Source organism: Mesorhizobium sp. M0601 (genome assembly GCF_040320845.1).
Lineage (GTDB): Bacteria > Pseudomonadota > Alphaproteobacteria > Rhizobiales > Rhizobiaceae > Mesorhizobium.
This window is the reverse complement of record NZ_JAMYQK010000025.1, coordinates 18,407-31,742: the sequence shown is the minus strand read 5'-3', so window position 1 is coordinate 31,742 and position 13,336 is coordinate 18,407. Positions and strand designations below refer to the sequence as shown.

The following is a 13,336-nucleotide window of genomic DNA, read 5'->3' as shown; positions in this document are numbered from 1 at the left end:
CGCCATGCAGTGGCTGGGGCCAAATTTTCTCTCAAGCTGAGGTGATCTGCCAGACAGCGACGCCGGCAAGGGCGAGACCGGCGGCGCCCTCGATGGCCCGGGAGATGGTTTCGAACAGCCGTGGCTGGCGCGCGAAAAACTGTACAAGCCGTTCCCGAAACACGATCGACAACACGGCGATGCAGGACAGCGTCAGCGCCACGCCGACCATCATGGTGATGGCAAACAGGACGCCCGCTGCCGGAACACCCCTGGACATCGCGAAAGTCATCGCGAAAAGCGTCAGCGGACATGGGATCAGGCCTGCCATGACGCCGACAGCCTCGCCCTCGTGCCTGTGGTGATGGCTGTGGCTCAAAGCGCGCCAGAGCATCCAGACGCCAATGAGGCCGAGCAGCCCGCGACTGATGTGCTCCAGAAGCGGAGCGCGGCCGACGCTGCCCAATGCTATTGAGACCAGTGGCAGCGAGAGAGCCGCAATCAGAACGGCAATCGTCACATGCGTGAACGATAGCGTGATAGATACGAGCAGACCACGCGAGACCTTCGCATCCGAACCGGCAAGATAAGTCGCCAGGACGGCCTTGCTGTGCCCCGGCGTCAGCGCATGGGCAGCCCCGAACAGGACGCCCATCGGCAGGAAGGCCATGAACGCCAGCCAATTGCCTCCGGCCGCAAGCAGCTTGATCTGTTCGCCGAGCGTCAGATAGATCGTGCGCTGAAATTCGACGAGCGTCTGGAACATCGGGCGAGACTAGCAGAAAATCGGCGAGCGTCAGTGCATGTGGCCGTGGTCATGCGTGTGCTCGTGAGGATGGCCGTTCTCTCCACGTTCCGTTGAAAACCGCACATTCGCCTCAGCCAGGGCGGGCATATGCTGGGATAGTTCGTCCTTCAGCGCTGCGGCGATCTTGTTGGCCGCCGACAGCGGCAGGGTTTCGTCCGCGGCAATTGCGATGTCGGCGTGCAATCTATGACCGATCCAGCGCGCCTTGGCATCGACAATGCGCGCGCCCGGAACATGCTCGGCGGCATGTCGGATTTCGTCTATCACACCGGGTTCGATTCCATCCAGCATGCGGGTCAGCACCGAGCGGGCCGATTGCCAGACGATACCGAAGATCGCAATCGTGATCAGCAGGCCGACGATCGGATCGGCCAAGGAAAAGCCAAACCAGACGCCGATGGCTCCGATGACCACGGCAAGGCTGGTAAGTCCATCTGTGCGGGCGTGGTAGCCGTCGGCAATCAGTGCCGCGCTGTTGATTTCGCGGCCGACGCGGATACGGAACACGGCAACCGCCTCGTTGCCGAGGAAGCCGACAATGCCCGCCGCAGTCAGCCAGCCCAGGTGTGTCACCGCTTGTGGATTGATCAGCCTGTCGATGGCTTGGTAGGCAGCGACTACAGCGCTGAACAGGATGATGAGCACGATGATGATGCCGGCCAGATCCTCGACCCGGCCCAAGCCATACGTGAAGATCCGCGACGGCTTGCGCCGCGCCAGAACGAACGCAATCCAGAGCGGGATCGCCGTGGTCGCGTCGCCGATGTTATGGATCGTGTCGGCCAGCAATGCCACGCTCCCCGACAACGCAACCACGACCATCTGCAATGCCGCGGTGATGGCCAGGATCACGAACGACCATTTGATTGCCCAGATGCCCCGGTCGGTGGTGGCAATTGTCGCGTCGATGACGCCATGGCTGTGACCGTGCGGACCGTGATCGCCGTGATGATGTGCGGCGTGCGAGCCGAACCCGAGCCAGTCCAGAATGCGGGCTACGATGGCATTCATAGATACTTCGCCAGCTGCTTGAGTTCCGCCAGCGAGTTGCCGCCGGTTTCCACGCTGTCCGTCAGGCAATGCTCGATGTGATCGTTGATCAGCTCGCGCTTGGCGCTGCCGATGGCCCTTTCGACGGCATGAAGCTGCTGCGCCAGGTCAACGCAAGGGCGATGCGCCTCGATCATCGCCAGCACCGCCGCAAGGTGGCCCTGCGCGCGCTTCAGGCGCTTTATGATGGAAGGATGCGAGGCGTGGAGGTGATCTGACATGCCTCAGCGTATCCTCCCGGGGAGGATACGCGTCAAGCTCTAAGTCAGCTGTGCACCTTGCGGAGGGGCTTCACCTTGAGCATTGCTTGTTCTATGCCTTTCCCATGAAGAAGCTTGCTCGTTTTCTTGGCCTGCTGGTCGTTGCAGCAGTCCTTGCAGTGGCGCTGGGCACGCTGCTGCCGCGCCCGCTCTGGCCGGCGGCAGTTGCCGATCCGATCGGCTCAAGCCACCGCATCCTGGTGCTGAAAAATCCGATCCACACCGACATCGCCATCCCGGTCGACGACGATGTGCGCCGGCGCTTCCATTTCCTGGTCGATGCCGGCATTCCAGCAGACGTGGCGGAGGTCCGCTACATCGTCTTCGGCTGGGGCGGCCGCGCCTTCTATCTCGAGACGCCGACCTGGTCGGAACTGAAGGCAGTGCCGGTGATGAAGGCGCTGACCGTCGATGCCTCGGTGATGCATGTCGACATTTCAGGCGAAATCGCCGAGCCGCATCCCGACGTCGCCGGCTTCGACATCGGCGAGGAGCGGTTTACGGCGCTGCTCGATTACATTGCGGGAAGCTTCCGGCAGGGACCGAGCGGGGCCATGCCGATCGAGAATGCGGCGTATTCCCGTTTCGATCGTTTCTTCGAAGGCAATGGCCGTTTCAACGCGCTGGTCGGCTGCAACACCTGGGCGGCGGCGGCACTGCGCATCGCCGGGCTGCGCACCGGCTGGTGGAACCCGCTGCCGGCATCGCTCGGCCTGTCGATGCGGCTTTACAATTGACCGGGCGACTTAGGACCGCCGAACGTCCTACGCCCGCCAGCCGTAGAGCCAGTCGAGATCGGCGGCGAGTTTTTCGGGCGAGCGCATCGCCAGGAACAGGTTGCGGGCCATCGCCACCGGCCCGGCCGCATGCCAGGCGAGGCGATTGACGGCGCCGCGGCGGGCGACCTGGGCGACGCGCGGCCGCCGCGCCTGTTCCCAGGCGGCAAGCGCCCCCTCAAGATCGGCTGTGGAGGCCGCAATGAAGCCGGCAAGCGTCGCCGCGTCCTCGATCGCCATCGCCGCGCCCTGTGCGGCAAACGGCGTCATCGCGTGCGCCGCATCGCCGATCAGCGCGATGCCTTGCGGCGTCGTCCACCGCCGCTGCTCGACAATGTGGATCGGCCATGCCGTCCACGGCGCCGCCTCGGTCGCCAGGCGAACCAGCGCCGGCGCGGTACCGCGCATGGCGCTGGCGAGGCTGGCGGGGTCGGCATACCCCGACCAGCCTTCGGCGATGCGCTCGCCCTTGGTGAAGGCAGCGAGGTTGAAGGCAGTGCCACGGCTGACCGGATAGGCGACCATATGAAAGCCGGGATAGAGGAATGCGGTAACGCAATCGGGCGCACCGATCGCCCTGAAGGCTTGTCCGGCGAGGGTGTCCGCGGCCACCGTGGCGCGCCAGGCAAGCTCGCCCGAGAATCGGCTTCTGCCGAATTCGGCCGCCTTGCGGGCCAGTTTTTCTCGCACCGACGACCAGACCCCATCGGCGCCGACCAGCAACGATGCTTCGGTTTCGATGGTCGTGCCGGCAATCTCGACTGTTGCGGTGATGCCATTCGGTCTGGTTGCGACGCCGCAGACGCGGGCACCGGTGACAAGCTCGACCTTGGGCCGCTCGGCTATCCGCTGCATCAGCGCTGACTGCAGATCCGCGCGGTGGGCAACGAGATAGGGCGCTCCCCAGCGCGTGTCGGCCGCCTGGCCAAGCGGTACGCGCGCCAGCTTGCGCAGCGTGGCGGCATCCTTGAGCACGACTGCCTCCGGCCGCACCGCCGTCGCCAGCAGCCGATCGAGTACGCCGAGCTGCCGTAGGATGCGCGTCGCGTTGGGCGAAAGCTGGATACCGGCGCCGGCAGCCTCGAGGTGCTGCGCCTGTTCGAACAGTTTTACCCGATAGCCGCGCTCGGCGAAGGCCAGTGCCGCGGTCAGCCCGGCGACGCCCGCCCCGGCGATGACCACCTGCCGGGACTGCGTTTCCTGCATCAGGCTTGTCGCGGAAGAATCAGGCGGCCTGGTCGATATAGAGGCAGCCCGGCGGCTGCGTTTCCAATGCCTTCAGTTTCGGCGAATAGCGATAGAGCGTCGAGCAATAGGGGCAGACCTTTTCATTGTCGTCGCCCATGTCGAGAAATACATGCGGATGGTCGAAAGGCGGATTGGCGCCGGTGCACATGAATTCCTTGACGCCGATGTCGATTGCCGGGTAGCCCGCATCGTTCTGGAAATGGGGAATGGAACCGCCTGCCATCGTCGTCTCCTGATCTCGTCGATTGCATCTGGATCATAACCCGTCTCTTTGCAAGATCGATGAAATGAAACTGTCGCAAAAGCCTGTCAGAAGATAAGTTAAGCCGGTTAAGGCTGTGCTCGTCGAACGGTGTGGGAAGAGCGGGAACCATGAACGAACTGAAGCCGGTGCAGAACGAATTCATCACCGTCGAGGCGGCGAGCCCCGAAGGCGGCAATCCCGATCGCTTCGTCAATCGCGAGTTTTCCTGGCTGCAATTCAACCGGCGCGTGCTCGAGGAATCGCTGAACGCCAATCACCCGCTGCTCGAGCGCGTTCGCTTCCTGTCGATATCGGCCGCCAACCTCGACGAGTTCTTCATGGTCCGCGTCGCCGGTCTTGCCGGCCAGGTGCGCGAAGGCATCGTGCTGAAGAGCCCGGATGGGCGCACTCCCGAGCAGCAGCTCGAACAATTGCTGCGCGAGGTCGAGCGCCTGCAGGAGGACCAGCAGAACAGCCTTTCGGCGCTGATGCTGCTGCTCGACAAACAAGGCATCGAAAGCATCACCCGCGATGCGCTGACCAAGGACGAGAAGACCTGGCTCGAGGACCATTTCCAGGAGCAGGTATTTCCGGTCCTGACGCCGCTGTCGATCGACCCGGCGCATCCGTTTCCGTTCATTCCCAATCTCGGTTTCTCGATGGCGCTGCAATTGCGCCATCGCAAGAACGGCGAGGAAATGAGCGCGCTTCTGCGCCTGCCGGTGGCACTGAGGCGCTTCATCCGTTTGCCGGATCGCAAGCATCATGTCCGCTTCATTCCACTCGAAGAGGCGGTCAGTCTCTATATCGGCAAGCTGTTCCCCGGCTATGAGGTCAAGGGCTCCGGCACGTTCCGCATCATCCGCGACAGCGATATCGAGGTCGAGGAAGAATCAGAGGATCTGGTGCGGCTGTTCGAGACGGCGCTGAAGCGGCGGCGCCGCGGCTCGGTTATCCGGATCGAGTTCGACCGGCTGATGCCGGCCGAATTGCGCGATTTCGTCGCCGGCGAGCTCGGCGTCTCGGCAAGCCGCATCAGCGTGCTCACCGGTCCGCTGGCGCTCAGCCAGATCTCGGAGATCGTCGCCGTCGCCCGCGACGATCTGAAATTCACCCCCTACAATCCCCGCTTTCCCGAGCGCATCCGCGAGCATGGCGGCGATTGTTTTGCGGCGATCCGCGAGAAGGACATCATCGTCCACCATCCTTACGAATCTTTCGACGTGGTGGTGCAGTTCCTGCGCCAGGCAATGGCCGACCCGGAAGTGGTGGCGATCAAGCAGACGCTCTACCGCACCTCCAACGACAGCCCGATCGTACGCGCTCTGGTCGACGCCGCCGAGGCCGGCAAGTCGGTGACGGCGCTGGTCGAGCTCAAGGCGCGCTTCGACGAGGAGGCCAACATCCGCTGGGCGCGCGACCTCGAGCGCGCCGGCGTCCAGGTCGTCTTCGGTTTCCTCGAGCTCAAGACCCATGCGAAAATGTCGCTGGTGGTGCGGCGCGAGGATGGCAGGCTGCGCAATTACGTGCATCTGGGCACCGGCAACTACCACCCGGTCACGGCACGCATCTACACCGACCTGTCCTTCTTCACCACCGATCCGACGATCGCGCGCGATGTCGCCCAATTGTTCAACTTCATCACCGGCTATGCCGAGCCGGCCGAGCAGATGCGGCTGGCCATCTCGCCGTTTACGCTGCGCGACCGCATCCTCCAGCACATTTCGGATGAGATCAGCCACGCGCTGGAGGGCAGGCCGGCCCGCATCTGGATGAAGATGAACGCCTTGGTCGACCCGATCGTCATCGATGCGCTCTACGATGCCAGCCGCGCCGGCGTCGAGATCGATCTCGTTGTGCGCGGCATCTGCTGCCTGAGACCGCAGGTGCCCGGCCTATCGGAGAACATTAGGGTGAAGTCGATCGTCGGCCGTTTCCTCGAGCACAGCCGCATCTATTGCTTCGGCAACGGTCACGGCCTGCCCTCGGACGGGGCGATCGTCTACATCTCCTCGGCCGATCTGATGCCGCGCAATCTCGACCGCCGTGTCGAGACCATGGTGCCGATCACCAATCCAACTGTGCACGAACAGGTGCTCGGCCAGATCATGCTCGGCAACATCATGGACAACCAGCAAAGTTTCGACGTATTGGCTGACGGAACCTCCCGGCGCGTTGTGCTGGAAGAGGGCGAGGAACCGTTCAACGCGCAGGAATATTTCATGACCAATCCGAGCCTGTCCGGACGGGGCGATGCGTTGAAGTCGCATGCGCCCAAGCGCATCGCGCAGTTCAAGCGCCGCAAGAAACAGAACGCAGCGACGGGCTGATGATTTCAGCGTCCCAGGGCCGGCTTCAGGACCGCCGACCGCTGTCCATCATCGATATCGGATCGAACTCGATCCGTCTTGTCATCTATGAAGGACTGGCGCGCTCGCCGACCTTGCTGTTCAACGAAAAGATGCTGGCCGGCCTCGGCCGCGGCATCGTTTCGACCGGAAAGCTCGATCCCGAGGCGGTGACGCGCTCGATGGAAGAGTTCCGCCGCTTCCGCGCGCTCTCCGACCAGGCCGGCGCCGAGCGCATATATGTGCTGGCGACCGCCGCCGCTCGCGAGGCCGTCAACGGCCCCGACTTCATCCACCGCGCCGAGGATGTGCTCAAGACCGAGATCCAGGTGCTGAGCGGCCGCGAGGAAGCCCATTATTCGGCGCTCGGCGTCATTTCCGGTTTCCATCCGGCCAACGGCATTGCCGGCGACCTTGGCGGCGGCAGCCTCGAGCTGATCGATATTGACGGTGAGACGATCGGTGACGGCATCACGCTGCCGTTGGGCGGCTTGCGCCTGCAGGACATGGCGAAGAACTCGCTGACCCAGGCGGCAAGGATCACGCGCGAGCAACTGGCGCGGGCGAAATTGCTGAAGGGCGGGCAGGGCAGGGCGTTCTACACGGTCGGCGGCACCTGGCGAAACCTCGCCCGGCTGCACATGGAAATGACCAACTACCCGCTCGGCGTCATGCACCATTACGAGATCGGCATCGAAAGCGCCGCGAACTTCCTCCGGCAGGTCGCCAAAGCCGAGATCGACAAGATCAAAGGCATCGAGGGCATCTCCAAGAACCGCCGCTCGCTGCTGCCCTATGGCGCCATCGTGCTGCAGGAGATCATGGCGGCGATGCAGCCGTCGAAGATCATCGTCTCGGCGCTGGGCGTGCGCGAGGGCTTTCTCTACTCGCTGCTCGACGAGGCCGAGCAGAAGGCCGATCCGCTGATCTCGGCGGCGGAAGAGCTTGCCCGCCTGCGCTCGCGCTCGGTCGACCACGCGCATGAGCTTGTCGAGTGGACCGGCAAGGCCTTCTCTGCCTTCGGCATCGACGAAACCAGAGACGAGGCGCGCTACCGCCACGCCGCCTGCCTGCTCGCCGATATCGGCTGGCGTGCCCATCCCGAATATCGCGGCAAGCAATCGCTCAACATCATCGCCCACGCCTCGTTCATCGGCGTCGACCATCCCGGCCGCGCCTTCCTGGCGCTTGTCAGCCTGTTTCGCCACGAGGGCGTGTTCAATGAAGCCGCGCCGGAAATCCGCGGACTGGCGACGCCGCGCTATCTCGAGCGCGCCCGCGTCTTGGCGGCGCTGCTGCGCGTCGTCTATCTCCTGACCGCGGCAATGCCCGGCGTCATGCCGCGGCTGAAATGGGAAAACCGCGGCAATGGCGTGCTGGCGCTGGTGCTGCCGGCAGCACTGGCCGATCTCTACGGCGAGCGCCCCGCCGGCCGGCTGGCACAACTGGCAAGGGTCACCAACCGTCGGCTGGTGCTGGCGGTCGAGGGCGGGCCCAGTATTTCAGTGAAGTAGTTTCAGGCACGACGCCAATTGCATGTGGCAATTCGCTGCGAGCTCCACGCTTGGGAGAAGATCGTGAAATCCAGTCAAATCCTGCTGCTGCTGCTGCTTTCCATCCTGCCATTGTTGATTTTCGACGCGGCCAGAGCTCAGACGGTTTCCAAGGTTTCCGTTGCTGCAAAAGGCGCGTTTGAGTTTGACAAGAGTTATCCAAAAGCCGCAGACGGAAAAACACTGTTCAATTTGCTCACAGGTTTTCTAAAACCTAAAGGCGGACAAAAGATAAACTATTTTGTATTTAGAATAAGCGACGAAATGATCAAATTTCAAAGATCGATTTCGATGAACACGTTTTATGCGGACGTTAATCTCTGTCCTGGCGCTGTCGATCGAACCGTGTCCGTTCATCAGCCCCTCGGCAACTTTCTTGAGCCTGTCGCGGGCCGAATCGACCTGTTGCCATACGTTAAGAGGGCAAGCCTGATCCAACTGCGCAACTACCTGTATGTCGCGATTGACAGCAATCTTCGGAGCTACTCCCCCAAGGGCGCAGATCAATATGGATATGAATGGTTGCCGATCGCGGTACAAAGCAGACAGGTTTGCCTGACCATCAGCGTCGGCCGAATGGGGCATGGGGGCTTCCTCTCTCAGCCCATAAACATAACCAGGCTTGCGGAGTTCGTCTTTCTCGACAGCAAATGAGCCGAGCCGGGCGGCAGCTTAGCCAGTCCCTGCAGCCATCCGGCCGTCGGCCGACCATGCACCCGCGCCAGCCATCGCCAGCGCCAGAAAACCGCCTGATATCGCGATGTCCTTCATCAGCATCTGCGAATGCATGAAGGTCAGCGTCGGATCGCCGCCGCCCTGGCCATAGTGGCCGATGAACGCTGTCGCGACGCAAAAGGCGGCGAGCAGCAGCGCCACGATCGGCGTCTTGAAGCCGACTAGGATGAGCAGCCCGGCGATCAGTTCGAACAGCCCGGTGCCCCAGGCAGCCAGCGTCGGCAGCGGCAGGCCAAGGCCGGCGAAATAGCCGGTCGTGCCGGCAATGTCGGTCAGCGCGTGGAAGCCGGACGGCACGAACAGTGCGGCGAACAGCAGTCGGGAAAGCAAAAGCAGCGCATTGCGGGGCATGGTAACCTCCGTTGTCGGCCGGGTGGCCAAGAGCCCGATCCTAGCAGAATTCCGGTCAGCGGACCGACAGGCACAAACGACAACGAAAAAGGGGCGCGGAAAATTCCGCGCCCCTTTGTTCAGGAAATGCTGGACTGCTTCAGCCGCGCTTGGCGTCGATCGAATACGCGCCTGGGCCCGAGGAGGCGAGCACGAGGAAGCCGCCGGCAATGCCGAGGTTCTTCATGAAATTGATCATCTGCATCTGATCGGCCCAGCCGGTGTGGGCGACCAGCGCGGTGGCGACGGTGAAGATCGCCATTACCCAGCCGACGATCCGGGTCTGGAAGCCGACCAGGATGGCTAGGCCGCCAAGCAGTTCGATAAGGCCGACGACAATGGCGGTCACCATCGGCAGCGGCAGGCCAAGGCTGCCGAAATAGCCGGCGGTGCCGGCAATCGCCGTCAGCTTGCCGAAACCGGAAAGCAGGAAGATGACCGAAAGCAGGATGCGGCCGAGCAGGATCGTGCCCGAGGCGCCGGCGGCGGTGCCGGAACCGGCAAACGAAGTATTGGCGGACGTGTTGGTGGACATGCGTAACTCTCCAGAAGGGTTTGGCCAAACGGCTTGGGATACCCGTCTAGTTAGCGCAGGCCGACTGTTCACCAAAGATGCCAGATTGGTTACGGATTGTTCACCAAGGTAACGTTTTCGCGATCAACATGGGTGTTGAGATCCAGGCATATCAACGCCCTAGCCTGGATGCGTCATGTCCTCCGGCCGCACCAGCCGCTCATAATCGGCTTCGCTGACCAGCCCGGTGGCCAGCGCTTCCTGGCGCAGCGTGGTGCCGTTCTTGTGCGCCGCCTTGGCGATCTTGGCGGCGTTGTCGTAGCCGATCGTCGGCGCAAGCGCCGTCACCAGCATCAGCGAACGGTCGAGTGCTGCCTTGATGTTGTCTTCGCGGGCCTCGATGCCGACGACGCAATTGTCGGTGAACGACACGGAAGCGTCGGCCAGCAGCTGTACCGATTGCAGGAAACAATAGGCCATCAGCGGATTGTATACGTTGAGCTCGAAATGGCCCTGACTGCCGGCGAAGCTGATCGCCGCATTGTTGCCGAACACCTGCACGCAAACCTGCGTCATCGCCTCGCATTGGGTCGGATTGACCTTGCCCGGCATGATCGAGGAGCCCGGTTCGTTTTCCGGCAGCGACAATTCGCCGAGGCCCGAACGCGGGCCGGAGCCGAGCAGGCGGATGTCGTTGGCGATCTTGAACAGCGCCGCCGCGCAGGCATTGATGGCGCCGTGCGAGAAGACCATGGAATCATGGGCGGCCAGCGCCTCGAACTTGTTCGGCGCGGTGACGAAATCGATGCCGGTGATCGCGGCGATGCGCGCCGCCACCTTTTCGGCAAAACCGACCGGCGCATTGAGGCCGGTGCCGACCGCGGTGCCGCCCTGTGCTAGCTCCTGCAGGCCGGGCAGGGTCATCTCGATGCGCTTGACCGACGAGGCGACCTGCGCCGCGTAGCCCGAGAATTCCTGGCCGAGCGTCAGCGGCGTCGCGTCCTGCGTGTGGGTACGGCCGATCTTGACGATGTGGGCGAAAGCCCTGGTCTTGGCCTCGAGTGCCGTATGCAAATGTCTTAGCGCCGGTAGCAGGTCGTGAGTGATGCGCTCGGCGCAGGCGATGTGCATGGCCGTCGGATAGGTGTCGTTCGACGACTGGCTCATGTTGACGTGGTCGTTGGGATGCACCGGCTTCTTCGATCCCATGACGCCGCCCAAAAGCTCGATCGCCCGGTTGGAAATCACCTCATTGGCGTTCATGTTGGACTGGGTGCCTGAGCCGGTCTGCCAGACGACCAGCGGGAAATGCTCGTTCAGCTTGCCGTCGATGACCTCCTGCGAGGCCTCGATAATGGCCTTGCCAATCGCCGGATCGAGCCGCTTCAGCTCCATATTGGCCTCCGCTGCCGCCCGCTTGACGATGCCCAGCGCCCGAACGATCGAGGCCGGCTGTTTCTCCCAGCCGATCTTGAAATTGGCCAGCGAACGCTGCGCCTGCGCGCCCCAATAGCGGTCGGCGGCGACCTCGATGGGACCGAACGTGTCGGTTTCGGTTCTGGTCTCTGGCGCGCTCACGAAGTCTCTCCGGTTTGCAATTTGCAAACGGCGTATCGCGTTGCACAAATGCCTTCAAGCGGAGATTGCGGGTGACGGGAATGCAAATCGGTTGAAGGTGCTGGCAATCTCCCCACTTGAGAGGGAGATGTCGCCGAAGGCGACAGAGGGGGGCGGTAGGTCTTGACGCAACTCCCATAGCGGACGGAACAGGCTGGTGTTCCACGCGAGACGACCCCTCCTGGCCTGCCGGCCATCTCCCCCTCGAGGGGGGAGATCGCAACCTTACCCCGCCGTGTGTCCCCCATCCACGGCGAAGATTCCGCCGCTGGTCCATGCTGCTTCGTCGCTGGCGAGATAGACCGCGATGCCGGCAAGGTCGCTGGTCCGGCCGATGCGGCCGAGCGGATAGCTGCGCTCGACATAGGCCTTGAGCTCGACTTGCGCGGCCTCAGGCAGGTTTTCGATCGACCTGCGCCGCATCGCTGTGTCGACCGTGCCGGGCGCGATCGCGTTGACCCTTATGCCGCGCGGCCCGAGCTCGAAGGCGAGCGACTTGGTCAGCGAATTGAGCGCGCCCTTCGACAGCGAATAGAGGCTGGACGGCCGCTTCGGGATCATTTTGTGCGCGAAATAGGACGAGATGTTGATCACCGAAGCCGCACCCGGCGCGAGATGCGGCAACAGCCGTTGGGTGAGAAAGAATACCGCCGTGACGTTGAGCGCGAATGACTGCTGGAACTGGTCCTCGCTGACGGTCTCGAACGGCACAAGGAACGCTACGCCGGCATTGTTGACGAGGATATCGACAGGTGGGCCGCGCCTGGCATGCTCGACCACGGCATAGATGCCGGCAATGGCCGACAAATCGGCCGACAGCGTGTCGACATTATCCCCGAGCTGCTTGCGGGCGGCGTCGAGTTTTTGCCGTCGCGGCCGACGATCAGCACGTCCGCGCCTTCGCGCAAGAAAGCCTCGGCGATTGCCAGCCCGATCCCGTCCGAGCCGCCGGTGACCAGTGCCCGTTTGCCGCCTAGTCTCATCCAACACTCCCGCGCATTGCCGTCTTGTCTGATAAGCAGAACAGCGCCGTTGCCAATTGTGGTCAAGCCGCCGGCCTATCCTACAATATGAACTTTCGGCTGATGCGCCTGTCTATTCGGCAGCGGCTGCACCGCGCCGAACAGCCAGCCGCGTAGCGACGAAATCCTTGACCTGATGAATGGCCTGTTCACGCGTGACGCTGCCTGGCTGCAGGCCAAGCCGCAACCACAGCCCGTCGATCAGGGCGGTGACGCCGAAAGCGATCTCGTCAGCATCGCGTGCCGGCGCCAGACCGCGCAGGCCAGATAGCAGGTTGGAGCGCATGCGCGCATGGATCACCTTCTGGATGCGGGCAAGCTTTTCGTCGCGCGGCACCTCCGCGCAAAGCGAAAGCCAAGCGTGGCAGAGGGACGGCTGGAAGAGATGCGGCTCGAAATTGCCTTCGATGATGGCCTCTATCCGTTGCATTGGCGTGCGCGCCTGTCTCAGCCGCTCGACCACCGCATGCCGCAGCACCAGGTTCGATTCGCGCATGGCATGCTCGAACAGCTCCCGCTTGCTGTTGAAATAGTGCAGCACGATGCCCTTCGACGCACCGGCCTGTGCCGCCACTTTTTCTATGGTCGCGCCAGCTATGCCTTCGCGCTGAAGCACGGCAAAGGCGGCTTGCCGCAGCTCCTTGCGGCGTATGTCGCTGAGACGCTTGAGTTTCACGGGCCAGGATCCATGCATCGAAAACCGACGTTGACATTTTTGTCCGCCGAGATCAATGATTGACCGTTGGGACAATTTAAAAACCGAATGGTCAACGTCGTTGGTGAAATGAGGAG

13 protein-coding genes and 1 pseudogene are annotated in these 13,336 nt (G+C 62.8%); 4 read left to right on the top strand and 10 right to left on the bottom strand.

From position 1 onward, the window contains the following. Nucleotides 1-31: 31 nt before the first annotated feature. The 3 genes from NKI41_RS21075 to NKI41_RS21065 are packed head-to-tail and all read right to left on the bottom strand — an operon-like array spanning nt 32 to nt 2,058. Nucleotides 32-745, bottom strand: a complete 714-nt coding sequence (locus NKI41_RS21075; protein ID WP_352684957.1) for a HoxN/HupN/NixA family nickel/cobalt transporter — start codon at nt 743-745, stop codon at nt 32-34. Nucleotides 746-775: 30 nt separating this feature from the next. Beyond that, nucleotides 776-1,798: a cation diffusion facilitator family transporter gene (locus NKI41_RS21070; RefSeq protein ID WP_352928274.1), complete on the bottom strand. Its 1,023-nt coding sequence runs from the start codon at nt 1,796-1,798 to the stop codon at nt 776-778. Then, the gene (locus NKI41_RS21065) at nt 1,795-2,058 is read right to left on the bottom strand and encodes a metal-sensing transcriptional repressor (RefSeq protein WP_352684955.1); all 264 of its coding nucleotides are present in this window, start codon (nt 2,056-2,058) and stop codon (nt 1,795-1,797) included. Before NKI41_RS21065 ends, NKI41_RS21070 begins: the two co-directional genes overlap by 4 nt. 104 nt (nt 2,059-2,162) lie before the next feature. Between NKI41_RS21065 and NKI41_RS21060 the strand changes: the two genes are divergently transcribed. Continuing rightward, entirely contained in the window at nt 2,163-2,834 is a 672-nt protein-coding gene (locus NKI41_RS21060) for a TIGR02117 family protein (RefSeq protein WP_352541626.1), read from the top strand. Nucleotides 2,835-2,861: 27 nt separating this feature from the next. Here the strand turns inward: NKI41_RS21060 and NKI41_RS21055 are convergent, their stop codons facing one another. Both NKI41_RS21055 and NKI41_RS21050 read right to left on the bottom strand, forming a co-directional pair. Then, on the bottom strand, nt 2,862-4,079 hold the full coding sequence (locus NKI41_RS21055) for an FAD-dependent monooxygenase (protein WP_352684953.1): 1,218 nt from the start codon (nt 4,077-4,079) through the stop codon (nt 2,862-2,864). A gap of 19 nt (nt 4,080-4,098) precedes the next feature. Then, entirely contained in the window at nt 4,099-4,344 is a 246-nt protein-coding gene (locus NKI41_RS21050) for a zinc-finger domain-containing protein (protein ID WP_254820632.1), read from the bottom strand. Nucleotides 4,345-4,493: 149 nt separating this feature from the next. Here NKI41_RS21050 and NKI41_RS21045 point away from each other — a divergent pair, with 149 nt between their 5' ends. From NKI41_RS21045 to NKI41_RS21035, 3 genes are all read left to right on the top strand, one after another. After that, nucleotides 4,494-6,695: an RNA degradosome polyphosphate kinase gene (locus NKI41_RS21045; RefSeq protein ID WP_352684951.1), complete on the top strand. Its 2,202-nt coding sequence runs from the start codon at nt 4,494-4,496 to the stop codon at nt 6,693-6,695. Beyond that, complete coding sequence (gene ppx / locus NKI41_RS21040; RefSeq protein ID WP_352684949.1) at nt 6,695-8,227, top strand: exopolyphosphatase; 1,533 nt, start codon at nt 6,695-6,697, stop codon at nt 8,225-8,227. The genes NKI41_RS21045 and ppx overlap by 1 nt, the downstream gene beginning before the upstream one ends. 63 nt (nt 8,228-8,290) lie before the next feature. Next, nucleotides 8,291-8,920, top strand: a complete 630-nt coding sequence (locus tag NKI41_RS21035; RefSeq protein WP_352684947.1) for a hypothetical protein — start codon at nt 8,291-8,293, stop codon at nt 8,918-8,920. An 18-nt stretch (nt 8,921-8,938) separates the two neighbouring features. Here NKI41_RS21035 and NKI41_RS21030 read toward each other — a convergent pair whose 3' ends face one another. The 5 genes and pseudogenes from NKI41_RS21030 to betI all read right to left on the bottom strand — a co-directional run bounded on the left by NKI41_RS21030 (nt 8,939) and on the right by betI (nt 13,220). Beyond that, nucleotides 8,939-9,352: a DoxX family protein gene (locus tag NKI41_RS21030; RefSeq protein WP_352588583.1), complete on the bottom strand. Its 414-nt coding sequence runs from the start codon at nt 9,350-9,352 to the stop codon at nt 8,939-8,941. A gap of 139 nt (nt 9,353-9,491) precedes the next feature. Continuing rightward, complete coding sequence (locus NKI41_RS21025) at nt 9,492-9,926, bottom strand: DoxX family protein (RefSeq protein WP_352501902.1); 435 nt, start codon at nt 9,924-9,926, stop codon at nt 9,492-9,494. Between the two features lie 159 nt (nt 9,927-10,085). After that, complete coding sequence (gene fumC / locus NKI41_RS21020; protein WP_352588580.1) at nt 10,086-11,483, bottom strand: class II fumarate hydratase; 1,398 nt, start codon at nt 11,481-11,483, stop codon at nt 10,086-10,088. Between the two features lie 264 nt (nt 11,484-11,747). After that, a pseudogene (locus NKI41_RS21015) lies at nt 11,748-12,505 on the bottom strand (SDR family NAD(P)-dependent oxidoreductase). Nucleotides 12,506-12,617: 112 nt separating this feature from the next. Beyond that, on the bottom strand, nt 12,618-13,220 hold the full coding sequence (betI, locus tag NKI41_RS21010) for a choline-binding transcriptional repressor BetI (protein WP_352501904.1): 603 nt from the start codon (nt 13,218-13,220) through the stop codon (nt 12,618-12,620). Nucleotides 13,221-13,336: the final 116 nt, after the last annotated feature.